16 protein-coding genes are annotated in these 23,881 nt (G+C 67.9%); 12 read left to right on the top strand and 4 right to left on the bottom strand.

What is annotated here, in order from left to right:
• The first annotated feature begins 126 nt into the window (after positions 1-126).
• From OG205_RS38360 to OG205_RS38350, 3 genes are all read left to right on the top strand, one after another.
• Positions 127-5,523, top strand: a complete 5,397-nt coding sequence (locus tag OG205_RS38360; RefSeq protein WP_330272709.1) for a LamG-like jellyroll fold domain-containing protein — start codon at positions 127-129, stop codon at positions 5,521-5,523.
• Positions 5,524-5,638: 115 nt separating this feature from the next.
• Positions 5,639-6,721, top strand: a complete 1,083-nt coding sequence (locus tag OG205_RS38355) for a mechanosensitive ion channel family protein (protein WP_330272708.1) — start codon at positions 5,639-5,641, stop codon at positions 6,719-6,721.
• A 148-nt stretch (positions 6,722-6,869) separates the two neighbouring features.
• Entirely contained in the window at positions 6,870-7,145 is a 276-nt protein-coding gene (locus OG205_RS38350; RefSeq protein WP_330272707.1) for a hypothetical protein, read from the top strand.
• Between the two features lie 51 nt (positions 7,146-7,196).
• On the opposite strand, the gene OG205_RS38345 is transcribed toward OG205_RS38350, so the two are convergent.
• Positions 7,197-10,430 carry a S8 family serine peptidase gene (locus tag OG205_RS38345; RefSeq protein ID WP_330272706.1) on the bottom strand — a complete coding sequence of 1,078 codons (3,234 nt, stop codon included), beginning with the start codon at positions 10,428-10,430 and terminating at the stop codon, positions 7,197-7,199.
• A gap of 251 nt (positions 10,431-10,681) precedes the next feature.
• The gene (locus tag OG205_RS38340) at positions 10,682-11,224 is read right to left on the bottom strand and encodes a hypothetical protein (protein WP_330272705.1); all 543 of its coding nucleotides are present in this window, start codon (positions 11,222-11,224) and stop codon (positions 10,682-10,684) included.
• Between the two features lie 190 nt (positions 11,225-11,414).
• Between OG205_RS38340 and OG205_RS38335 the strand changes: the two genes are divergently transcribed.
• Positions 11,415-13,127, top strand: coding sequence for a tetratricopeptide repeat protein (locus OG205_RS38335; RefSeq protein ID WP_330272704.1), 1,713 nt, complete (start codon positions 11,415-11,417; stop codon positions 13,125-13,127).
• A 27-nt stretch (positions 13,128-13,154) separates the two neighbouring features.
• Complete coding sequence (locus OG205_RS38330) at positions 13,155-13,841, top strand: hypothetical protein (protein ID WP_330272703.1); 687 nt, start codon at positions 13,155-13,157, stop codon at positions 13,839-13,841.
• 279 nt (positions 13,842-14,120) lie between these two features.
• On the opposite strand, the gene OG205_RS38325 is transcribed toward OG205_RS38330, so the two are convergent.
• Positions 14,121-14,540, bottom strand: a complete 420-nt coding sequence (locus OG205_RS38325; RefSeq protein WP_330272702.1) for a cupin domain-containing protein — start codon at positions 14,538-14,540, stop codon at positions 14,121-14,123.
• Between the two features lie 74 nt (positions 14,541-14,614).
• Here OG205_RS38325 and OG205_RS38320 point away from each other — a divergent pair, with 74 nt between their 5' ends.
• From OG205_RS38320 to OG205_RS38310, 3 genes are read left to right on the top strand one after another with little or no spacing between them, the layout of a single operon-like run.
• The gene (locus tag OG205_RS38320) at positions 14,615-16,270 is read left to right on the top strand and encodes an FAD-binding dehydrogenase (RefSeq protein ID WP_330272701.1); all 1,656 of its coding nucleotides are present in this window, start codon (positions 14,615-14,617) and stop codon (positions 16,268-16,270) included.
• A 56-nt stretch (positions 16,271-16,326) separates the two neighbouring features.
• Positions 16,327-16,806, top strand: a complete 480-nt coding sequence (locus OG205_RS38315) for an NADPH-dependent FMN reductase (protein WP_330272700.1) — start codon at positions 16,327-16,329, stop codon at positions 16,804-16,806.
• Positions 16,803-17,270 (top strand): flavin reductase family protein, encoded by a 468-nt coding sequence (locus OG205_RS38310; protein WP_319975316.1) that lies wholly within the window; start codon positions 16,803-16,805, stop codon positions 17,268-17,270. Before OG205_RS38315 ends, OG205_RS38310 begins: the two co-directional genes overlap by 4 nt.
• Here OG205_RS38310 and OG205_RS38305 read toward each other — a convergent pair.
• Entirely contained in the window at positions 17,259-18,953 is a 1,695-nt protein-coding gene (locus OG205_RS38305; protein ID WP_330272699.1) for an FAD/NAD(P)-binding protein, read from the bottom strand. The genes OG205_RS38310 and OG205_RS38305 overlap by 12 nt on opposite strands.
• Positions 18,954-19,165: 212 nt before the next feature.
• Between OG205_RS38305 and OG205_RS38300 the strand changes: the two genes are divergently transcribed.
• The 4 genes from OG205_RS38300 (at position 19,166) to OG205_RS38285 (ending at position 23,836) form a co-directional block, all read left to right on the top strand.
• Entirely contained in the window at positions 19,166-20,266 is a 1,101-nt protein-coding gene (locus OG205_RS38300) for an LLM class flavin-dependent oxidoreductase (RefSeq protein ID WP_330272698.1), read from the top strand.
• The gene (locus OG205_RS38295) at positions 20,263-20,730 is read left to right on the top strand and encodes a GNAT family N-acetyltransferase (RefSeq protein ID WP_330272697.1); all 468 of its coding nucleotides are present in this window, start codon (positions 20,263-20,265) and stop codon (positions 20,728-20,730) included. The genes OG205_RS38300 and OG205_RS38295 overlap by 4 nt, the downstream gene beginning before the upstream one ends.
• 175 nt (positions 20,731-20,905) lie before the next feature.
• Positions 20,906-22,939: an EAL domain-containing protein gene (locus OG205_RS38290; RefSeq protein ID WP_330272696.1), complete on the top strand. Its 2,034-nt coding sequence runs from the start codon at positions 20,906-20,908 to the stop codon at positions 22,937-22,939.
• 66 nt (positions 22,940-23,005) lie between these two features.
• Positions 23,006-23,836: a S1C family serine protease gene (locus OG205_RS38285; protein WP_330272695.1), complete on the top strand. Its 831-nt coding sequence runs from the start codon at positions 23,006-23,008 to the stop codon at positions 23,834-23,836.
• The last annotated feature ends 45 nt before the right edge of the window (positions 23,837-23,881 follow it).

Raw genomic sequence — 23,881 nt, 5'->3', positions numbered from 1 at the left:
ACCCAGATGGCCAGCACCCTCTGGCCTGGAAGGACGCACCGGAGTTATCGTGCGCCCGGCTCGCATGTTGCGAGCCGTTCGACCTGGGGGGTTGTACAAGTGCGTCACAGATCGCTCGCTACGAGCATGCCCAGATTCAGACACGCCGTCGCCGTGCTCGCCGCGGCTGCGACGGCGCTGAGCCTCACCCAGCCCGCCACGGCGGCACCTCGGCCCGAGCAGGCCACACCTCGCCCCGCGGCGATGTCGGCGGGTGAGACGAGCGCGGCGACCGAGGCGCAGCGGACCGGTCAGCCCGTGGAGATTCCGGAGAAGACGACGGAAAACTCCGTCGTGCGCGCCAATCCGGACGGCACGATGACCCTGAGCGTCAACAACCAGCCGGTCCGCGTGCAGCGCAACGGGCGCTGGATCGCCACGGACAACTCGTTGGCACAGCGAGCGGACGGCTCCCTGGCACCGAAAGCGTCCACTTCGGACCTGACGTTCTCCGGCGGCGGGGACGGGCCGCTCGCGACGCTGAAGGACGGCGACAAGTCGGTCTCCCTCAACTGGGACAAGCCGCTGCCCAAGCCCGTGATCGACGGCGACACCGCGACCTACCCGGGAGTTCTGCCCGGCGTCGACCTCAAGGTCAAGGCGAACAACCTCGGCTACTCGCACATCCTCGTCGTGCACAACGCGGAGGCCGCGGCAAACCCCGAGCTGACCCGCATCAAGTACCGTCTGTCCGGCAACGGCGTCCAGGTGTCCGAAACGGACGACGTGCTGAAGGCCAGTGACAGCAAGGGGAATGTCGCTTTCGGCGGGTCGTCCCCGATCATGTGGGACTCGTCGAAGGTTGGTAAACCCGGCTCGGTGCAGGGAATCGACCCCGTCAACGGCAAGGTCTCCAAGCTGGACGTCACCGCCAAGCCCGCGGGCAACGGCGGCACAGAGGTGGAGATCAAGCCGGCTCAGACCGCACTGATCGGGCCTGACGTGAAGTACCCCGTCTACATCGACCCGCCGCTGTCCAAGAGCCGGACCAACTGGATCACGGTCACGAGCTCGGGTTGGCAGACCTGGAACACCAATGACTGGGCCAAGGTCGGTTACTGCGACAAGGCCCGGGACAGCAACTGCGGCACCTCCAGCTTCAAGGCCAGGTCCTACTTCGACTTCCCCGTCGGCGAGCTCCGCCATCGCTTCGGTTACGAGGCCACGATCTTCGACGCCGGCCTCTGGGCCAACCAGGCGCACGCCTCGATGGGCTGTTCCTCACAGCCGACGGTCGCCATGATCGCCGGCGGCATCGGCTCAGGCACAACGTGGCCGGGTCCCTGGTCCAGCGACATCGACACCCAGTCGTCCAGCGCGGGCGACCAGTGCGGCGGCGCACGCGAAGTCAGGTTCGAGGTCGGGAGCGCGGCGAGGGACACCGCCAGGTACGACTGGTGGGTGCTGACGCTCGGTCTGCGTGCTCCCGGCAACGAGGACACGATGGACCACTGGAAGCGGTTCGCCAACAACCCGCGTCTGGACATCAAGTTCTCCTTCCGGCCGCAGAACCCGAAGCCCTACTCCGTCAGCAACGCCGTGAACTGCAACGGCTCGGTGTTCACCCCTGACTCACGTCCCACTGTCTCGTCGACGATGGAGGACAGCAACGACCCGGCGCTCAAACTCGAGGTGTTCCACGACATCCGCAACGAAGCCGAGACCCCCGTCTCGCAGTCCACTCTCCCGGCTGAGATCTCCTCGGGAGCGGTCGCCAGTTTCCAGAGCGACAACACGCTGGGCGACGGGCGGTACAAGTTCAAGGCCTGGGGACGGAGCATCTATCCCGGCCAGCCCGGGTACGCGCTGAGGTCGGACGACTCGCCGTACTACGACTTCAACGTCCGCGCCGCCCCGGTCACCCAGGTGCCGACCATCACCACCGACGAGTACGAGCGCGGGTACTGGTCGCGGCCGCAGAACCAGCCTGGCAGGTTCACCTTCAAGGCCAACGGCGCCAAGTACCTCGCCGGCTTCTCCTACACCTTCGCCGGTTCCGGCACCGAGACCTTGCCGTCCACAACGGACTGCGACTACAACAGGACGTTCGGCAACGGCGGCTGGATCGCTTCCTCCGACGGCACCGCGTCCATCACCGTGCCGCAGAACCTGCCTCCCGGCCGGCACACGCTGCACGTGCGCAGCTTCGACGAAGCCCACAAGCTGTCACCGGAGTCGCAGGCGTTCGAGTTCTACGTGTCGCCTTCGTTCGTCACACCGGCACCGACGGCGAAGTACGAGTTCGAGAACACCCCTGACGTGTACTCGCCTGAGTCACAGGGGATGGAGTTCAGCTTCGTCCCGGACGCCGCGGCTTCCGGCGGCAAGTACCTGTCGATGCAGTCGACCACCGACGGCGCTTGGGCGACCTTCGAGTTCCGAGTGCCCGCAAACGGTGACTACGACATCACCGCCGGGCTGATGAACAGCACGACCGCTTGGCCGGATCAGCTCACGTTCGCCCTCGACGGCACACCGGTGAGCAAGCCCTTCGTCTCCGGCTCCACGACGGCTCGGTCCGATCGGCAGAAGATCGCGGGCGTGCAGCTCACTCAGGGATGGCACCGGCTGAAGGCGAAGCTCAACAAGAAGACCGAATCGACCGCGACCACGTTCAAGGCCGGGATCGACTTCCTCGAGCTCTCCCCCACCGTCAAGCTGGACGTCGAAGCGATGCCGGTCGTCGCCACCGACAAGACGCTGATCCACATGCCGGACTGCTGCGGTGTCGTCTGGAACGGCGGAGCACAACGGCGTTTCGACAACGACGAACTCGGCAAGTCGTTCACCCTGGAGTTCTCCACCCCGATCGAGGCCGACTACTCGGTCGGCGCCGGCATCACCGCCGCCTACCACTACGGCAACTTCTCCGTGAAGATCGATGACAAGCCGGTCGGCAGAACCGACACGACTCCGGTCAACGGCTACGACACCGCGGCAGTGGCGAAGTTCGTGCCGCTCAACGGCGTGCACCTCACCGCGGGCAAGCACAAGATCACGTTCACCGCTGTCGGCACCGACCCGAACTCCACCCACTACCGCTACCGGATCGGCCTCGACTACCTTTCGTTCCTGCCGATCAACAACGTCACGGCGGCGAGCTTCTCCGACGCCATGAACAACAGGGGCATCGGCAACGACGCCGGCCCGGCCGCGGCGCTGGACTACGTCAACTCCGGCTTGTCCACCGAGGCCATGGCCGCTGCCGGGCTCGCGTCCGGATCGGTCCTGACTATCAACGGTGCCACGTTCACGATGCCGGCGCGCAACACCGCCACCGGCAACGACAACGTCGTAGCGATCGGGCAGACCATCCCGTTCCCGACCACCCAGCAGGTGAAGGCGAACTCGGTCGGTCTGCTGGTGCTGAGCACGGCCGGCGAGACCGCCTCGCGCAACGCCACGATCACCTACACCGACGGCACCACGTCGGATCCGACGACGCCGGCGATCGGTGACTGGACCGCCCCCAGCAAGCACACGGACGAGATCACGCTGCCCTATTGGAAGGTTGGCAGCACGGTGGACCGGACACGCCGGCCAGTGATCCGTCCGGTGTTCCTGCCCACCGACCCGAACAAGACGTTGAAGTCCATCACGCTGCCCAACTCGGGTGCGAGTCTGATGCCCGGTGTGGGCTCGACCGCTCTGCACGTCCTGTCGATGGCCCCGAGGCCTGTGGACGCGGGCTGGGTGGGCACGTGGGCCGCTCCGGCCGACGGAGCCGTCGTGCCGCCGGACGGTCACTGGTTCGCGGACCGGACCCTGCGGACCGTGCTGAAGCCGACCGTGCGGGGAACGCAGGTGCGCGTCAAGTTCTCCAACGTGGGCAACGACTCCCCCGTCCAGATCGGCGCTGCCTCGGTGGCCGCGCAGTCCGGCACGGAGGCCGCGACGGCCGGTACTCCGGCCGCTCTGAAGTTCTCGGGCAACGCCGCGGTCACCCTGGCCGCGGGCGCCGACGTCTACAGCGACCCCATCGCGATGCCGGCCGGCGGCAACGGCAACCTGGTGGTGAGCTTGCACATCCCCACCGGCACCACGCTCGCGCCGGTGCACGGCGGCGCGTCGGCACCGACGTTCCTGGCGTGGAACAACAACGTCACCGACACGACGGGCACCCCGTTCACGACCACCCTGGCAGGGAGCTACTTCGTCTCGGCGGTCGACGTGTCCACAGCGGACACCAGCCACGGAACTGTGGTGGTGCTGGGTGACTCGCTGTCCGCCACCGCGCCTCCCGGAACGGCGCAGCGCGACACGTGGGTCGATCTCCTGCCTGGCAAGCTGAACTCCGTGGGAGCCGCGCTCCCCGGTGGCCTGGTGAACGCCAGCCGTGCGGGCATACCGGACGCCGGGCGGTGGAAGCTCAACGACGGCAACGGCACCGTGGCACGCGACTCGAGTGGCAATGCTCCCGCGACCGCGACCGGCAACGTCGTGTTCGGCCCTGACCACAACGGCAGCGTGCTGCTCAACGGCAGCGGCGCGTCACTGGTCACGAGCGGGAAGGTGCTCGACACGACGAGGAACTTCAGCGTGTCGGCCTGGGTGAAGACACGGTCCTTGTCCACCGCGCAGACCGCGGTGAGCCAGGAAGGCACCTCCACCGACGGGTTCTCCCTCCACTACTCCCCGACGACGCGGCGCTGGACGTTCACGTTGCGCGGCTCGGACAGTCAAACGACTCCGTGGGTGCGGGACCTGCCGGCCTGGGACGAGGCGACGCTGGCGTGGACGCATCTCACCGCGACCTTCGACGCCGAGACGAGAATGGCCAAGCTGTACGTCAACGGCGTGCTGCAAGGCGCGATCTACGACGTGGTTCCGTTCGCAGCCAACGGGAAGTTCGTGATCGGTCGATCGCTGTCAGGTGCCGGCAACGCCGTGAACTGGTTCAACGGCTTCGTCTCCGACGTCAGGGCTCATCAGTGGACGCTGCGGCAGAACGACGCCTACCTCGCCCTCCAACAGCCGGACTTCTCGCCCTTCACGAACACGGGTGTGCTGGTCGGGCCGGACTACAAGACCGAGATCGAGCGTTCCGTGCTCAGCTCGGCGAACGCACGGACGGCGCTGGTGGCGCTCGGCAGCACGGAGATCCTCCGCGGCGTGCCGGCCGGCGAGGTTCGCACCACGCTCACTGATCTGATCAACTCACGCACGGGTCTGAAGAAGCAGTTGAGGCAGGACGGCACAGCCCTGCACGTGGTGCTGACCACGATCCCGCCGCTCGGACTCGCCGCCAGTGATCCACGGGAGGTGCAGCGACGGCAGCTCAACGCGGACATGCTGGTGAACTACCGCAACTTCGACGCAGACCACATCGTCGACTTCGACGCGGCGGTGCGCGACTCGGGTGACGTGGGCAAGGTGGCGGCGCAGTACCTCACGAACGGGGTGCCCAACAACGCCTACCACGGTCGGCTGGCCGAGTACCTGGCCGAGGCGGTGAACGACTTCCCGCCGAGGGCTGAGCTCTAATGTAATGCGAAAAACGGGCGGGCAGCTTCAGCTGCCCGCCCGTTTTCGTGAGCGGGTTCATGGTGTTCCCCTCCCCAGGCGCCGGGTATCCGTTCCCGATACGGGAGGAGGAACAGTGCTTTTCGTCGTCATGGGCTGCTCGGTGGCCTTCGCGTTGCTCGTGGTGGAGGTGGTCCACCGTCTGGTCCGCCGCTTCACCCACAGCGGCAAGATGTACCGGCCCGGTCAGCTGTTCGGGGCGTTGCTGGCCGCGCAGATAAGCCTGAGCGTGTACCCGGTCAACGCTCCGGTCCCGTTGCACGCGCTGGGAATCGCGTTGATCCTGGCCGGGGCCTGGTTGCTGGCAGCGTTGATCAGCACCCTGGTGGACGTTTCGCTGTCGCGGATTCGTACGGATGTCACGGACAACCGGCACGCGCGGCGGGTGCACACGCAGATCACGTTGGTGCGGCGGCTGGTTCTGGTGGTCATCGGGGTGCTGGCGGTCGGCGCGATCCTCATGACGTTTCCCGGGGCTCGGGCGGTCGGGTCCACTGTGCTGGCCTCTGCCGCTGTCATTGGTGCTGTGGCGGCGTTCTCCGCGCAGTCGTTGCTGGGCAACCTGATCTCGGGGTTGCAGATCGCCTTCAGTGACGCGGTTCGGCTTGATGACGTTGTGGTCGTTGAAGGTGAGTGGGGGCGGGTCGAGGACGTCACGCTGACGTACGTCGTGCTGCACCTGTGGGACGACCGGCGGCTGGTGCTTCCCACCTCGTACTTCCTCAAGACGCCCTTCGAGAACTGGACGCGCACCCAGTCGGCGTTGCTCGGGACCGTGGAGCTCGATCTGGACTGGACGGTGCCGGTCGAGGCGATGCGGCAGGAGATGCGGTCGATGTTGGAGGGCAGCGATCTGTGGGACGGGCGGGTGTCCGTTCTCCAGGTCACGCAGGCCACACAGGGGTTCGTGCGGTTGCGTGCGCTGGTCAGTGCCGCTGACGCCGGGAAGCTGTGGGATCTGCGCTGTTTGACGCGTGAGCACCTGGTGGACTGGGTGCAGCGGCAGCACGGCGGCGCGTTGCCTCAGGTCAGGACCAAGGCCGTGACCGCGGTCAAGAAGGCTCAGCCTGCCGGTGACCAGCACACGGACGCTCGGGTGTTCGGTGAGAGCGTCGACGGGGCGTTGCGGGAGCAAGCGTTTGCGGGACCGAAGCAGTGACGGGACGAAAACAGGATGCAACCGCCCGCGGAGCCCGTTCCGTCCTCACCACATGAGAAGACCGCTCGCCGTCGCGTTTTGCGCGCTGGCTCTCGCAAGCTGTGGTACGAACGGGTCTCCAGCCGTGCCCTTGGCGGAGGTGCCCACCGTGTCTTCAGCGAAACCGGACAGGATCCGGATCGAGCAGGCGAAACGTGACGGCCACCTCACAGTGCCACTGATGATCTCCGTGCAGCCGGGACGCGACGAGGAGGTCGAGCAGGCACTGACGAGGCTGGGCGCGACCGTCGAGTCGCGCGATCCCAGAATCGGCTACCTGCGCGCCGAGATGCCGGTCGACAAGGTGGAAGACGCGTATCTGATCATCGGCGTGTCCAAGGTGGATGTGGACGAGCCGCTGAACAACAGGCTCCCTGAACCGTAGAAAGCCCCAGGATCTCGTGGACCCTGGGGCTTTCTGCGTTGCTACGGGCTACTAGCTGACGGACTGGATGATCACGGCACCGCCGCCGACGACGACGTTCTCGTCGGTGCGGACCTCGAGCTCACCGCGCAGCACGCGGCCGGCACCAGGCTGGCCCTGCGGCGTGATGACGCCCGTCGCGTTCCACGTCGCACCAGCAGCGCGCTGGGCGTTGGTGTCCGACACGGTCAGCGTGCCGAGACCGGCCGACGTGAAGACGTCGAAGTAGTCGAACTCCGTGGTGCCCTTGGGCACCGCGTAGCCGTCCACCAGGACGAGCCAGTTGCCGGCCGCCGGGTTGGCGATCGTCACCGACTCCTCGGAGTCCGCGTCCGCCGACTGACCGGCGAGCACGCACGTGCCCGTCGTGCAGTTGTAGACGGACAGGTCGAGGTCAGCGCCCTGGTCGGCGGTGTTGCCGATCGTGGCGGTGAGCCTCGTCGCGCCGGCGCCGACCGCTACCTGGTACTGCTGGGACTCCAGGTTCGCGATCGTCGGACGGGCCTGCTTCGCGCTGCCCAGCGCGGGCTGCGCCGCGAGCCGGCCGGTGAACTCGGCCTGCGTGTTCGTGACGGTGTAGGAACGCTCGATCGGCGTGCCCAGCGTCGCGGACGCGATGGTGTCCGGGTTCGGGCTGACCGACGTGCCGAGCACGGACGCGGTCACCGAGTACGGCGCCTCGTCGGCGTCGGAGGTGCGGCGCGCCTCGACCACGATCTCCCACACACCGGCCATCGGGTTCGCGACCGTGCGGCTGGTGGGGGTGCCACCGGCACAACCGGCGCCCGCGTCCGGGTTGTAGCAGTTGGTCGACGTGTTGGAGTCGAAGCCGATGCCCTGCGGGGTGTAGCGCAGGAAGCGGACCTGACCCTTGCCTGCCTCGGCGCCGCCGGCGGCCAGGTCGACCTTCAGCGCGCTCGTGCCCTTGGGCACGTTCACGAAGAGGCTGGTCGACTGGTTGCGCGCGATCTTGCCGGACTTGGTGACCGAGAACTTGTTGGCGGCGTTGAAGTTCTCCGCCGCGAACACGGTGTTCAGGGTCTGCGCGTCAACACCGGGGGTCTCCGGGTTGTCGAGCTGCAGGACGGCGCTGTGCACGCCCGCGGTCTTGGCCTTGACCTTGACGGCGAACTGGACTGCCTTGTTCAGCGGCAGTTCGACCTTCTTCGGCGCCGTGAACGTGCCGTCGTTGCCCTTCCAGGAAACGTTGTACGTCTCGTCGTCGTGGCCCGTGGTGCGGGTCAGCGTGTAGGTGCGGGTGTACTCCTGACCCGCGGTCACGCCTTCACGGTCGTGGATGCCGATGCCGACGTTCGGGGTGGCCAGCAGTCCACTGAGGACGGTGTTGACCGCGACGGACGTGGTGACCTTGTCCGGCACGGAGTGCTTGTCCAGCAGCGTCCACGCGGCGTTGGTGTTGAAGAGGCCCGCGCCCTGCTCGTAGGCACCGAGGGTGCTCACGTAGTTCGCGCTGCGCTGGATCGCGTAACGCAGCTCGGCACTGGTCGGCTTCTGGCCGTTGTGCGTGGCCTTGAACGCGCTCACGAGCAGCGCGGCGGCACCGGTCGCCTGCGGGGCGGCCATCGACGTGCCGTTGAACTGCGAGTAACCGGGCGGGAGGGCGTAGGTACCCGCCACCGGGCCACCCGGCTGCCAGCGCGGCGTGGTGGAGATCGCCGAACCGGGCGCGACGATGTTCGGCTTGAAGCCGCCGTCCTCCGCCGGGCCACGCGACGAGAAGCCGTGCAGGTTCTGCTTCTGCGCGGTCTTCGAGCCGTAGTTGGAGAGCCAGGTCTCCTTGGTGATGTACGAGCCGACGCTCACCGCGTCCGTGGCGACCGACGGGTCACCGACGGTGTTGGCGCCGGCGCCCGAGTTACCAGCCGAGATGAACAGCTGGACGTTGTACTCGTTGATCGTGCGGTTGTAGAGCTCCGCACGGGCGTTGTTGCCGTCGTTGAGCGCCGGGAGACCACCGATGGAGATGTTCACGACGTCGGCGCCGTTGCGCGCGGCGTAGAGGACACCGTCGATGAGACCGGAGCTGGTGCAGGACGGCGTGGAGAGGCAGGCCTTGATGGCGATCAGCTTCGCACCGGGGGCGGCACCGGCCATCTTGCCGTCGAACAGCTTGTTGGCCGAGGTGATGCCGGCGACGTGCGTGCCGTGCGCGGCGCCCGCGATGCCGAGGTTGACGTACGGCGTGCCCGCGTTGTCGTAGATCGACCGGTCGGTCTGCACGACGAACGCGACGCGCTCGGCGACAGGGGTCGCGGGGTTGTCGGTTCCGAAGAAACCGCTGTCCTGCTTGACCTTGTAGTCGATCATGCGCTTGTTGTTGGTGAAGTCGCCGTCACCATCGGTGTCGACGAAAACTTCCTTCGTCGTGATGTCCTGGAGGACACCGAACGCGTCCGTGCGGTCACCGTCGCGGTTGATGTCGCCGCCGGTCTCGGACGCGGCCGTGCCGAGGTCGCCTGCCGTCTCGGTGAAGCGGCCGAACGAGTACGGACCACCGGTCGCCGGCGCGGTCCACTCGCGACCGCCGTCGGTGAACTTGCCGACGCGGCCGGTCTTGGTCATGGTGACCCAGGTGCCGTCGCCGGAGTTCGTGGCGTTCGCGTTGTACCAGTCGATGATCTTGCGCTCACCGGTGCTGGTCGTCTGCAGGGCGGGCGTGTCCAGGTCGATGCCGGAGTCGATCACGGCGATCGTGGTGCCGCGGCCGTCCCACTTCGGGTGCGCGGTGGCGAACTGCGCCGCCTGCGTGTCCTGCGTCGGCATGTACGGGTTGGTGCGCGGGGTCTTCGAGTCCGGCGCCTTCTGCGGTGCTGGCTGCTCCATGCCCTCGGGACGCGGGTTGTCGAGGGCGACGAGCCCGTCGACGTCCACGGTGCTGACCGAGGCCAGCTTGGCGGCCTTCGCCGCGTTCTCACGCGGGATGGTCACCTTGACGTAGTCGACGTCCTTCTCGGTCTTCTGGACCGTGGCGCCGAGCGCCTTGAGGTCGTTGACCGCGGCGTCGGTCTTGCCGTCCTCCGCGGCGACCAGCAGGTCGACGGTCGGCCTGCCCTCGCGGGCCGCCTCCTCGACGAGGGCGCGGTCCTGCTTGTCGAGCTGCTTGTCAGCGGCAGGCTGCTGTGACGCGTTCTGCGCGATGGCGGGGGTGGCGGCGAAGCCGATCCCGGTAGTGCCCAGCACCGCGGTCAGCAAGACCGTTCCGGTGCGGCGTCTCCAGTTCTTCACGGCGCATGTGCCCTTCGTGGGGTAAAGAGTGCTCCGAAGCACATCTCTTCGTCTCACGAGTGGCAATCGTCGGACCGGAGTAATTCTCAGATCCACATTGGACTGTTCAGCGGCTTGAACGGGCACACTTTTAGTGCTGCGCGTTTCTTTTCTGCCGTGGAACGAGCAACCACTCTCCAGTCAAGAGCTGATGGAGGGGAATGTCAAGGCTGTGTCAACGGTGAACGACGTTGGCGTGTAACAGGATCCCGTCATCGGGCGATGGACTGATCGCTATTTCCGCCCAATAGCGAACGCAATCGGGACCGCAGGCGAGCCACCATCCCCTGCCCGGTCACGAGCACTTTCGGCTGCGCTCCGCACTCCGGGCACTTGCCCCGATGCCTTTCGAGCGCCTGCCGCAGTTCCGTCACGTGCTTCGCGGTTCGTTCTGGCACCGAGTCCTTTTTGATCGAGAGCAGGCTCAGCTCGGTCAGCACGTGCGTGCCGCGACGTAGTTGCGCCGCGGGCGTGATGGTGTGGAAGAAGATCAGGTTCCGGCTGCGCTTCGGTTCGAACCCCTGAACGTCGCACCACTCGACGGTGGTCTGGTGGTCGAGCCCGTGCGACGTGAGGCCTTCGGCCGTGAGCTTCGTGCCCATGGCGAAGGTGCGCCACGCGACAGTCGCGCCCATGAGGAACCACAGGCCACCGAAGACGTACGCGTACCAGGGACCGTCCTTGGCTGCGAGCGGACCGATCGCGGCCACGGCGGTGCCGAGGCCGAACAGGAACCATCTCCACCTGGTGTGCATGTCTCCATCCTGTTTACCCGATTGCGGGGCCTAGCATTGTTCGGTGCGAAACCAGGACGGTCGGATGCCGGTGCGGGCGGAATACCGCGGTCTGCCCACCGTGCCTGCCGACCAGGTGGTCACGGGCCTGATCCCGCACCGACCACCTAACTTTCAGACGCCTGCCGCGCTCGATTTGTTGAGTGAGCCCGTGTGCGTTGTCACGGGGCAGCGCGGGGTCGGCAAGACCCAGCTGGCGGCTGCTCATGCACGGCAGCGGGTGTCCGACGGGTGGTTGGTGGCGTGGATCGGGGCGGAGACTTCCAGCCAGATCACCGCCGGAATGGTCGAGCTGGCTGATCGGCTGGGGTTGTACCGGCCGGAGGACAGTGCCGAGATCGCGGCTGCACGAGTCCGCAACCACCTGCAGACGCGGTCCGGGAACGCTCTGCTGGTGTTCGACAACGTGGTGTCGCTGGACGCGGTCCGGCCGCACCTGCCGTCCGTCGGCGCCTGCCAGGTGCTGATCACCAGCACCGTGCGCGGGTCGCAGATCGGGCGCGAGGTGCCGGTGGACGTCTTCGCACCGGAGGAAGCGTCACGATTCCTGCGTGAGGCCACCGGTCTCGATGACGACGCCGCCGAACTCGCCGCCGAACTCGGGCACCTGCCGCTGGCACTCGCGCAGGCCGCGGCACGGATCAGGGCTGCCCGGTGGGACTACGCGAAGTACCTGGAGAACTTCCGGAAGTTCCGGGCGGAGAAGTACCTCAGCCGACGCGACGGCGACCCGTACCCGGTCGGCGCGGCGACCGCGATTCTGATGGCGCTGGAACCGTTCCAGGACAGCGAACTCGTGCGAATCCTGTCAGTGCTGTCTCCGGATGGTGTGTCGAGACAGGTCCTGGGCGACACGGCCGACGACGAACTGGTGGCGCTGCACGAGGCGTCACTGGTGGAGTTCGCGGGCGACTCGTCAGTGCTCATGCATCGGCTGGTGCAGCGGGTGGTTCGGGACCTGGACAGCGGGGTGGTGCCCGCCGGGATGCTGCTCCTCGAGCGGGTCGGATTCGAGGGAGACCCCTGGCGACACCGTCACTTCGGCAACGAGCTCGTCCGGCAGGTCGAGGCTCTGTGGACGAACACCGATCCGGCCGCACCGGCGCACGTCGCCAAAATGGTGATCACATTGCGGCTGTGGGAGACGACCTTCCTGACGAGCGTCGCGGACTTCTCCCGCGCTCAGCTGGTCGCAGAGCAGGTCTACGCGGACAGCGCCACGCGGCTCGGCGACGACCAGGGGTTCCTCGTCCAAGCCCGCCACGTCGTCGCTCAGGGCATGACGACCGGGTCTGAGCTGCTCCTGGCCCAGCTGCGTGCCGACTTCGCGACCCGCCGCGAAGACCTCGGCGCGGCGAGGCTGCTCGCCCAGTACTGCCTGAAGCTCGGCCGGGCCGACGAGGCCGTCTCCGTGCTCGAACAGGCGCTGGAACCGTCGCGGGACCGGCCGTTCGACACCGCCGAGCACTTCGGCGCCCTGGACGATCTCGGCTACGCCTACACGCTCGCCGGACGGCCCCAGGACGCGGTCGTCGTGCTCGAAGGATCCCTCAACGCGAGGCCGGACTCGCTTTACACGCAGACGCTGCTCAGCGACGCGTACGGCGCGCTGGGCCGCACCGCCGACGCACGAAGGGTGTGCGAACAGGTGTGGGACACCCATCGCCGCACCGCCGGCCCCGACCATCCGATCACGCTGTTCTCGGCCGGCAAGCTCGGCGCGGCTCTCCACAACAACGGCGAGCACGAACTGGCGAGAAGCCTGCTCCTGATCGTGCACGCCATCGGCACCGAACTGCTCGGGCCGGATCATCTGGTCGTGACCACGGCTCTGGGCGCGCTCCAGATCATTCGGGACGCCTGACGGCCGGTCAGGCGCTATTTTGCGCGCATGGACCTGAAGCCGGTCGCCGACGAGCTCTACGGCCTGCCTCCGAAGGACTTCACCGCGGCCCGCAACGCCGCGGCCAAGCAGGCCGACGACAAGGACCTCGCGAAGGCCATCCAAGAGCTGCGCAGGCCGACCGTGGGCGCCTGGGCGGTCAACAAGCTCGTCAGGGACGCCCCAGAGGGCCTGGAGGAGGCCCTGGGCCTCTCCACGGCCCAGCTGACCATGCGGGAGCTCGGCCGCAAGCGCAAAGAACTCATGGAGGCCCTCGTCTACCGCACGCTGGAGCTGACGGGACCGCTCGCGGACGACGCCGTCACGCAGGTGCGCAACACGCTGACCGCCGCGATGGCCGACCCCGAGTCCGCCGAGCAGGTCCGCAACGGGCACCTGACGAAGGGGCTGGAGTACTCCGGGTTCGGGTTCGCGCTGCCCACGCCCGAGCCGGCGCAGGACGGTGAGGACGCGCTGGCCCGCAAACGGCGCGAGCGGCAGGAGCGCAAGCGGGCCGAGGCGCAGCAGGCGCTGGACGAGGCCGAGCAGGCTCTCGGTGAGGCTCAGGCCGACCAGCTGGCGGCGCAGCGGGCGTTCGACCGGGCGGCGGAACGGCTGGAGGACGCCAAGCGGGTCACGTCGGCCTCCGAGAAGGCCCGCAAGGCCGCGGAACGCAAGCTCAACGACCTTTCGTGAGCAATTGATCACCTAGTGCGTCCGGCCGGTTCAGAACCTGAAGACGAGCTGAAGGAATTGAGCCTGGTCACAGTGAAAGCCGACCGGAACACAGCGGTCCGGTTGTACGTTCAACAATGTGGTTGGCCGTTGGCGCTCGAGCTGCGCGCCAGGGCGATCCGACACCCCCAGGTCGGAAAAGCCCTTCCGCAGGCGATGCGTGCTCGCGCCGCGGTCAACCCGCCGTCGACCGGCACTCCGGTAAACCCCCCTCACCGGTAGTGGCGGTCGACGGCACCCTCACAGGTTGTACTGGTCGTGGCTCTCGTAGAACGCGACCAGCTCGTCGGGCGAGAGGCCCTTCGCGTTCCGGACCTCCAGGAAGAAGTTCTCGCGGGCGATTCCCGGCGAGAACAGGATCAGCATCCTGACCGGGGCGTCGCTGTCGTTGCGGAACGCGTGCGGGCGGTGCGAGGGCACGTAGAGGAAGTCGCCCTCGCCGGCCGTGGTCCACTCCTCGCCGTCGAGCAGCGTGATCTCGCCTTCGAGCACGTAGAACGACTCGGAGAACGTCTTGTGGAAGTGCGGCCGGGCGCCGGGCTGGCGGGCCTCCATCCGCCACTCGAACAGGCCGAACTCGCCGTTCGTGACTGATCCAGGCGCCACAAAACGCGTGGTCGGCGTGGTGAAGCCCACCTCAGAAGCCGGTCGGAAGCTCATCCTCGACATCTCCCCCAAAAAGTGAAACTGACTCAGGTCTCGTGCGTGACCAGCGGTAGATCTAGACTCGCCCGATGGCACATGACGCGGATGTCATCGTCGTCGGCGCGGGCCTCGCAGGTCTCGTCGCGACCGCAGAGCTCGCGGACGCGGGTCGCAAGGTCATTCTCCTCGACCAGGAGCCGGAAGCGTCGCTCGGCGGCCAGGCCTGGTGGTCGTTCGGCGGGCTGTTCCTGGTGGACACCCCCGAGCAGCGCAGGCTCCGGGTCAAGGACTCGCACGACCTGGCGCTGCAGGACTGGATGGGCTCGGCGGCGTTCGACCGGGAGAGCGACCACTGGCCACGGCTGTGGGCACAGGCCTATGTGGACTTCGCCTCCGGCGAGAAACGCTCCTGGCTGCACAACATGGGGGTGCGCTGGTTCCCGTTCGTGCAGTGGGCGGAGCGCGGCGGCTACCTGGCGGACGGGCACGGCAACTCGGTGCCGCGCTTCCACGTCACGTGGGGCACCGGTCCGGGTATCGTCGAACCGTTCGAGCGCCGGGTGCGGGAGGCTGTCGCGAAAGGACTCGTGACGCTGAAGTTCCGCCACAAGGTCACGAGCGTCAACGTCACCAACGGCGTGTGCGACGGCGTGTCCGGTGACGTGCTGGAGCCGTCGTCGGTGAGCAGGGCCGAGCCCAGCTCCCGGACGGTCGTCGGCGACTTCTCGCTGTCCGCGCAGGCCGTGATCGTCACGTCCGGTGGCATCGGCGGCAACCACGACCTGGTGCGCAAGAACTGGCCGGAGCGGATGGGCAAGCCGCCGAAGTTCATGCTGGCCGGTGTGCCGGACTTCGTGGACGGCTCGATGATGGAGATCACGGCGAAGGCCGGCGGCGCGATCATCAACGAAGACCGCATGTGGCACTACCCCGAGGGCATCGCGAACTACGCGCCGGTGTGGTCGCGGCACGGCATCCGCATCCTGCCCGGCCCGTCGCCGCTGTGGCTCGACGCCGACGGCAAGCGGTTGCCGATCCCGCTGTTCCCCGGTTTCGACGCGCTGGGGTCGTTGCAGCACATCACCTCGAACGGGCACGAGCACTCGTGGTTCGTGCTGAACAAGAGGATCATCGGCAAGGAGTTCGCGCTGTCGGGCTCCGAGCAGAACCCGGACCTGACGGGCAAGGACACGAAGGCCGTCCTCAAGCGCGCGCTGCCGGGTGCCGTCGCTCCGGTCGAGGCGTTCGCGCAGAAGTCCAAGGAGTTCATCCAGGCGGGCACGGTCGCGGACCTGGCTCGCGGCATGAACGCCCTGACCGGCGACTCTCGGATCGACGCGGCCGCGCTGGAGAAGACGATCGTCGAGCGCGACCGCCAGGTCACCGCGGGTCTGAGCAAGGACATGCAGATCAACGCGATCCGCCAGACCCGCAACTTCCTGACGGACAAGCTGATCCGGGTCGTCGAGCCGCACCGGTTGCTCGACCCCAAGGCCGGTCCGCTGATCGCCGTGCGGCTGTCGGTGCTCACCCGCAAGACGCTAGGCGGCCTGCACACCGACCTGTCGTCGCGGGTGCTCGACACGTCCGGCGAGGTGCTGCCGGGCCTGTACGCCGCCGGTGAGGCCGCCGGGTTCGGTGGCGGTGGCGTGCACGGGTACCGCGCGCTGGAGGGCACGTTCCTCGGCGGCTGCCTGTTCTCGGGACGGGTCGCCGGGCGTTCGGCGGCGGAGGCCGTCAAGTAGTTCTCGCGTGGTGGACGCGGGTTGACGGTCCTCCGGCTTGCGGCTGTGCTGAAGGCATGACGCAGATCGGTGTTCTGGTCGGCAACCCGCGGCCCGCCTCGCGCACGCTGCAGGCGGCTTTGGCCCTGCGCGAGGCTCTGGCCTCGACGCTGGGCGTGCCCGTCGACGGGCCTGTCATCGAGGCGGCGACGCTGGCGCCCGCCGTCTTCACGGAACCCGACACGATCAAGGCCGCACTGGCGACGCTCGGCCAGGCCGACGTGCTGGTGGTGGCCACGCCGACGTACAAGGCCGCGTACACCGGCCTGCTCAAGGCCGTGCTGGACCAGGCGCCGCCGGGGTGGTTGAAGGGCAAGGTCGTCATACCGCTCCAGATCGCCGCGTCGGACAAGCACGCGCTGGCCGTCGAGGTGCATCTGCGGCCGGTGCTGGCCGAGCTGGGCGCGTTGGTGCCACAGGCTTTGTTCCTCAACGAGGCGGCACTGCCCGCCGACGCCGCGGACTTCGACCTGGACGCCCTGAAGGTGCTGCGATGAAGGAACAGCTGCGCAACGCGTTGAAGCACCACGCCCAGGCCGTCACGATCGTCACGGCGACCGGCCAGGAAGGCCCGGTCGGCACGACGGTCTCCTCGTTCACCTCCGTCTCGTTCGAACCGCCGCTGGTCGTCGTCTGGATCGGCGAGGGCGCCTCGGTGTGGCCGGTGCTGCGGACCGCGCCCCTGTTCGCCGTGCACCTGCTGCACGCCGCGCAGACCGGGCTGGCGGACCTGTTCGCGACGAAGGGCGTCGACCGGTTCGGGCCGGGCACGCGCTGGCAGCCCGACGACGACGGCGTGCCGTTGCTGCTGGACGCCCCCGTACGGCTGCGCTGCCGGACGTCGCGGCGGATCGCGGTCGGCGATCACATCGCGCTCGTCGGCGAGCCGCTCGACATCACGCACACCGACATCGCCGCGCCCCTGGTGCGGCACCAGGGGCGCTACACCTCAGTCGCCTAACTGGCCCAGGATCTCCCTTGCCAGCACATCGTTCTGCCGGAACGCCGGGGCGTTCGTGTGCGGCCGCGCGAACGCCGCGAACGCCTTCCCCGTCGTGTAGGGCCCTACGGCGAACCGGACCGGGTCCTCGTCGCCGTTCTCGTTGATCAGGCGCCCCACCGGCGACACCCTGACCAGCCCGGCGGCGTCCTCGGAGACGTCTCCGACCGCGCGCAACGACCGCAGCACCGGATCCGCCGTGCGCGACAACGAATGTGTGGGCAGCCGCGCCTCGATCAGACCGTTGGCGCGAACCACTTCCGGCGTCGTCGCACTGCCGGCCACAAACGCGCCTTCCACAGCGTCCACCCACATGTCGGCGCCGAGGAACCGCACGATTCCCGCGCGCGACAACGCCAGCAGCTCCTCGAGCCGGTCCGGCGGCGGTCCGGAGGCCAGGTAGCTGAAGTAGCCGTGCCACCAGCCGTCGAACGGCATGAGGCCCGCGAGCTGGCCGTAGACCGACAGCAGGGCCAGGAACGCCCCCAGATCGGCGCTGTGGCGCGGATCGGAGCGCCGGGTCACATCGGCCTCGACGTACGCGCGCAGGTGCTCCTGGAACTCCTCGGCCGTCGCGAACGTCACCCCGGTCAGCGGTCGGTCGAGGCGTTCGAAGTCGACGCGGTCGGCCGGATCCGGCACGGCGAGCACTTCCAGCTCGCGCATCTCCTGGCTGTACCAGGGCAAAGCGGTGAACGACGCGGCGAACTCCACGAACGGCATCCGCACCAGGCCGGGATGCCCGGTGAACAGCTCGTGGTAGTAGCCCCAGGCGATCTCCTTGGCCATCAACGGCCACACGTCGTCGCGGAAGTCCAAAGCCCGCCCCTGCAGGGCGTCCGCGACGAAGAAGTGCGGCAGGACCGGGCGGGTTCCCTGCAACCGGTAGCCGGTCTTCGAGTGGTACGGCACGCCGCGCCGCGAGCCCACGTACAACGTCGGTTCGGCACCGGAAGGCACGTACGTGAGCCCGTCCGAGCCGCGCACGTAACGCCCGCCGCGGCCTTCGGTCAGCAACACCATGAGGTCGATGAACGCGAGCCCGAAGCCGCGCAGCACCACGTCCCCGGTGACGGCGGACAGGTCCGCGTCGGCCGAGTACAGCGGCGGCACGTAGATCAGGCCGTGCTCCGAAGCGTGCTCGGCGAGCTTGCGGTGCTCGGGTTCCGGTTCGGCGTCGAGATGTCCCAGCGCGAGCACCAGCACGTCGGCGTTCAGGGACTCGCCGTTGTCGAGCCACACCCAGTTGCCCACGACCTTCAGCGCCGTCGCCTGATGCACGGTCACAGAGATGTTCGGAGGCAGAGATTTCCTTACGTGGTCGAAGAACCACGCCAGATACGTGCTCTGCACCCGGCGTGACGGGAACGACGTGGGGTCGATGTCGGTCCACTCCGCCAGCGACGGGCCGGGACGAATCGGACCAACGCCGTCAAAGGAGTCGTCCGTGAAGACGGTCACGTCCTCGGCCATGGAGTTCATGCGCAGCAACGGGGATTGGGCGTGCCGCCACACCCGGCCCGCGCCCGGTGGATGCGGGTCGACGACGTGCACGGCCAAGGGCAGCGTGGGCGACTGGGCGGCGATGCGTTCCAGCAGGCCGGCGGCACGAGGGCCGCCACCGATGACGACGAGTGAGCGCATGCGCGTCTTTCCGTTGGAGGACAACGAAGAACGAGCCGCGCCCCTCAACGCGAACACCACCACAGTACCCCGCGCGTGCAGCAAGACATCCGGTCGCGCGGCGATGGTCCCGCTCTGTGGACGTCGTTGCGGCGAAACGGATCCAGGTGTGCACTCGAAGGGCGCCTCCCTCAACGCGCCCCACTCCCACTACCAGTTCTGGGGAATCGGTCATGCCAGTTGAGTTTCTCGGGATCGCCGCCACGAACGACGGGTCGGAGACGACGCCGCGGTCGTCGAACGGCGCGTTCGACAAGGACTACACGCTCAGGCTCGCTCGGGCGCACGAGGAGCACGGGTGGGACCGCGTGCTGTTCGCGTACGGATCGGGTGCACCGGAACCCTCCGCGGCGGCCGCCTTCTTCGTCAGCAAGCTCGACAAGCTGCAGATCCTGCTGGCGCACCGGCCGAACGTGTCCTACCCGACGTTCGCCGCCAAGACGTTCGCGACGCTCGACCAGATCAGCGACGGCCGGCTGACCGTGCACTTCATCACCGGCGGCACCGACCACGAGCAGCAGCGCGAGGGCGACTACCTGACCAAGGACCAGCGCTACAGCCGCACCCGCGAGTACATCCAGATCGTCAAGAAGGCCTGGACCAGCAGATCCGCGTTCGACCACGACGGCGAGCACTACCACTTCGCGGACTTCGTGAGCGACGTGTTCCCCGTGCAGCAACCGCGCCCGAACGTGTCGTTCGGCGGCTCCTCCCCCGCGGCGTACGCGGCGGGCGGAGCGGAGGCCGACATCTTCTGCCTGTGGGGCGAGCCGCTGGCCGAGACCGCGCAGCAGATCGAGTCCGTCAAGCAGGCGGCGAAGGACGCGGGCCGCACGGACGTGCCGAGGATCCAGGTCGCGTTCCGGCCGATCATCGCGCCGACCGAGGAACTGGCGTGGGAGAAGGCTCACCGGACGGTCGACCGGATCGAGGCGCGGAAGGCGAACGGGCCGCTGAGCCGCCGGCATTCACTGACCAGCCCGGAGAACACCGGTTCGCAACGGCTTCTGGCCGTCGCGGAACGCGGTGAGCGATTCGATCGTGCTTTGTGGACGCCGACGGCGAAGGCGACCGGCGGCGCGGGCAACTCCAACGCGCTGGTCGGCACTCCGGAGACCGTCGCGCAGGCGTTGCTGGACTACTACGACCTCGGCGTCGACATCCTGTCCGCGCGTGGTTACGACCTGCTCGACGACGCGATCGACTTCGGCCGGTACGTGATTCCGATCGTGCGCGAGGAGGTCGCGAAGCGGGACCGGGCGGGTGCCGCATGACCACTCTCGAAGTGCGCCGCGTTCGGCAATCGGATCCGGACGCGGCGCCATTAGTAGCGGAACTCACGTACGAATACACGTCTCGGTACGGACCGATGGGTGCAGAGGAGATGCAACGACCGGCGGATGTGTTCGAGCCGCCGAACGGACAGTTCCTGCTCCTGATGGAAGCCGGAGTGGCCGTCGCGGGCGGCGCGTTCAAGCGGTATGACGCCGAAACCGCCGAGATGAAACGGATCTGGACGCATTCACAGCACCGCAGGCGCGGATTGGCGCGCCGAGTGCTCGTGGAACTCGAGAACGAGGCGAGAACGTTTGGGTACAGCAGGATCTACCTGACCACAGGGCCTCGCCAGCCCGAGGCGAAAGGGTTGTACCTGGCGACCGGTTACACACCGTTGTTCGACGTTGATACAGACCCTCTGACAATTGGTCCACTGGCCTTCAGCAAGGTGATTCATTAGTTCAAACGAGTGAATTCGTGGCCTGACTGCTGTATCTCGACCGGAATTCAGGGTTCCGTTGGACAGGTTCTGAGTGATCAGTAAGCTTGTAGGTCGGGCCCACACCCGGTGGTTCGACCGCGTGGGGTCGTCACCCGTTCGACCGATTCCGAATGGCCACCTGAGCTGAATGAACATGGTCGACAGCCGAGAGCCCGCCGTTGCCTGGGCGGCGGCGATCTCCAACACCCTCGTCGCGAACTTCACGCGCGAGAAGCTCGAGCAACTGCTCGGCGGCTACGTCGAGCGGTTGCTCAGTGGCGGGGTGGACGAGGCACGGCTGGTCGGCCGGTCCATGGTCGAACACGACTTCATCTCCTCGGCGACGCTGGAGCAGACGCTCGCGTGCCTCGGTGAGCACATCCCCGTCACGCAGCCCCAGCTGGCCGCGCTCGCCGCCGGGTACGCGGAGGGCCTGCGCGACCGCACGCTCGACCAGCAGGAGCTCAGCCGCACGGCCGCGATCAACACGATGCGCCGGGCCGAGAGCGCGGTCAGGGCGAGCGAGGCCAAGTTCCGGGCGATCTTCGAGAGCTCGGCGTTCGGGATCGTCGTGAGCGGCCTCAAGGGCGAGATCATCGACGTCAACGAGGCGTTGCTGGCGATGCTCGACTACCAGCACGACGAGGTGCGCAAGATGAGCGGCCGCGACCTCGTGCACCCGGACGACAGGCCCGCGCTGCGGGAGATGACGAAGCAGCTGATCGCGTCCGACTTCGACAACATCAGGGTCGAGAAGCGGATGATCCGCAGCGACGGCGAGACGATCCAGACGCACATGGCGATCTCGCTGGTGCGCGAGGAGGACGACGCGCCGCCGTACCTCGTCACGATGATCGAGAACATGAACGAGATGCGCGCGCTGCAGACGCAGCTCGTGCGGCAGAGCCTCAACGACATGCAGACGGGCCTGCCGAACCGCGCGCAGTTCCTCGGCTGGCTCGAAGGCGCCACCGGGTCGAAGGGCCCGGACACGCTCGCGCTCGTGCAGGTCGACATCGACGGGTTCCGCGGCGTGAACGACGCGTTCGGGCACGAGGCGGGCAACCGCGTGCTGATGCACGTCGCGACACACCTGCGGGCGGTGTTCTCCGAGGAGATCGCCAAGATCGCGCGCATCGGCGAGGACGAGTTCGGCGTCCTGATCAAGAACCCGCAGGACGTGCGGAGCGTCGTCGCCCTGGTCGAGGACTTCACGGCACGCCTGGAGGAGCCGATCTGGTTCGACGGGCACGGTGTCGGCGTGACGACCAGCGTCGGCGTCGTGGCACGGGCGGCGCGCGGCGGCGACGCGGCGGACCTGTTGCGCGCGGCGGACGTCACGGTCGGCTGGGCCAAGCGTGACGGCAAGGCGCAGTGGGCGCTGTACGACCGCGAACGGGACGTGCACGACAAGGAGAGGTACGCGCTCGCGGCCTCCATCCCCGGCGCGCTGGAGGAGGGCCAGTTCCGCGTCGACTACGTGCCGGCCTACTCCCTGACCGACGGCTCGGTGCTCGCGCTCGAAGCCAAGATCGTGTGGGACCACCCCGAACGCGGCGTGCTGTGCCCGGACACGTTCCTCGACCAGTCCTCGAACAACGGCATGATCGTCCGCCTCGTGCACTGGGCGCTGGACGACGCGTGCCGGCACGCGAGCGACTGGCACCAGGCGCTGGGCGAGCGGATGCCCGCGCTCTCGATCGACCTGCCGCCGCGGCTGTGCCAGGAACCCGAACTCGTCGCCGAGGTCGCCCGCGTGCTGGACCGCACCGGCCTGCCCGCGTCGTTGCTGCGCTTCGAACTGCACGAGCACCTGCCCGCGTTGCTGAACGACGAGCAGCTCGAAGAGCTCACGATCCTCGGCGAACGCGGCGTCGGTCTGGTGCTGGACCAGGTGAACGGCGGCAACGTCGGCGTCGACCGGTTGCGGCGGCTGCCGTTGACGGGCGTGAAGTTCACCGGCTCCGTCGTGCACGGCCTGGACGAGGGCGCGAACCGCGTGGAGGAGAGCGCGTCGGTGACGCTGCTGACGTGGGCGTCGATCCTGCGGCTGCCGCTGTACGCGGAGGACGTCCGCACTCCCGTCGAGGCCGCGCGACTGGCCGAGTTGGGCGTGACGGGCGGGCAGGGCGCGCACTTCAGCCCGCCGCTGTCGGCCGCAGAGGTCTCCGCGCTTCTTCTCAGCTAGTTCTTATCAGGGTTTTCCAGGGTTTCGGCACAGGTGGCTCACATGATGGGGGTCCATCGTGGAGTCATGACCGAGCAGAGCTTCCCCGCGATGAGCGGGTCACTGGTGGAACCGCAGCCCGCCGTCGTCGCCCCGAAGTTCTGGCGCCGAACGGCCCCGATGCTGACGGCCGCGGCACTCGTCGCAGGCCTGTTCGGCGGCGTCACCGGAGCGGTGATCGCCTCGCCGGACTCCACCCCCACCTCCACGTCCGTCTCCGCGCAGACGATCTCCAACACGTCCACACTGGACTGGAGCGCCGTCGCCTCGGACGTGCTGCCCTCCGTGGTGCAGGTCAACGTCGGCAACGGCCTCGGCTCCGGCGTGATCCTGTCCGCGGACGGCAAGATCCTCACCAACAACCACGTCGTGGCGGCCGCCGGCGGCCAGATCACCGTGAAGTTCAACGACGGCCGCGAACTGCCGGCCACCGTCGTCAACACGGACCCGTCCTCGGACCTGGCCGTGCTGCAGGTCTCCGGCGCGTCCGGCCTGATGCCGATCAAGTGGGCGGACTCGGGTTCGGTGAAGGTCGGTGACGCGGTGATGGCCATCGGCTCGCCGTCCGGCCTGCAGGGCACCGTGACGACCGGCATCGTGTCCGCCCTGGACCGCAAGGTGACCGTGCCCGGTGAGAGCCGGCGTGCGTCTTCCGTGTCGTACCAGGCGATCCAGACCGACGCGTCGATCAACCCCGGCAACTCCGGTGGTGCGCTGGTGAACGCGGCCGGCGAACTGGTCGGGATCAACTCGGCGATCTACTCGCCGGCGTCGAGCAGCGGTGAGGCCGGGAGCGTGGGGATCGGGTTCGCGATCCCGTCCAACACGGCCAAGCAGATCGTGGACAAGCTGAGCTAGGAAACCCACGAACCCAGGGCCGCGGCACGGTGCCGCGGCCCTCAG

Origin of the sequence: Lentzea sp. NBC_00516 (genome assembly GCF_036346835.1) — a bacterium.
Lineage (GTDB): Bacteria > Actinomycetota > Actinomycetes > Mycobacteriales > Pseudonocardiaceae > Lentzea > Lentzea sokolovensis.
This window is presented reverse-complemented; position numbering and strand designations above follow the sequence as displayed.

Bases quoted from the DNA above. Each gene is read 5' to 3' on its own strand.
- OG205_RS38310 (WP_319975316.1), top strand. From the start codon at position 16,803: ATGAAGGAACAGCTGCGCAACGCGTTGAAGCACCACGCCCAGGCCGTC.
- OG205_RS38295 (WP_330272697.1), top strand. From the start codon at position 20,263: ATGACCACTCTCGAAGTGCGCCGCGTTCGGCAATCGGATCCGGACGCG.
- OG205_RS38340 (WP_330272705.1), bottom strand. From the start codon at position 11,224: ATGCACACCAGGTGGAGATGGTTCCTGTTCGGCCTCGGCACCGCCGTG.
- OG205_RS38330 (WP_330272703.1), top strand. From the start codon at position 13,155: ATGGACCTGAAGCCGGTCGCCGACGAGCTCTACGGCCTGCCTCCGAAG.
- OG205_RS38290 (WP_330272696.1), top strand. From the start codon at position 20,906: ATGGTCGACAGCCGAGAGCCCGCCGTTGCCTGGGCGGCGGCGATCTCC.
- OG205_RS38315 (WP_330272700.1), top strand. From the start codon at position 16,327: ATGACGCAGATCGGTGTTCTGGTCGGCAACCCGCGGCCCGCCTCGCGC.
- OG205_RS38320 (WP_330272701.1), top strand. From the start codon at position 14,615: ATGGCACATGACGCGGATGTCATCGTCGTCGGCGCGGGCCTCGCAGGT.
- OG205_RS38305 (WP_330272699.1), bottom strand. From the start codon at position 18,953: ATGCGCTCACTCGTCGTCATCGGTGGCGGCCCTCGTGCCGCCGGCCTG.
- OG205_RS38325 (WP_330272702.1), bottom strand. From the start codon at position 14,540: ATGAGCTTCCGACCGGCTTCTGAGGTGGGCTTCACCACGCCGACCACG.
- OG205_RS38285 (WP_330272695.1), top strand. From the start codon at position 23,006: ATGACCGAGCAGAGCTTCCCCGCGATGAGCGGGTCACTGGTGGAACCG.
- OG205_RS38360 (WP_330272709.1), top strand. From the start codon at position 127: ATGCCCAGATTCAGACACGCCGTCGCCGTGCTCGCCGCGGCTGCGACG.
- OG205_RS38300 (WP_330272698.1), top strand. From the start codon at position 19,166: ATGCCAGTTGAGTTTCTCGGGATCGCCGCCACGAACGACGGGTCGGAG.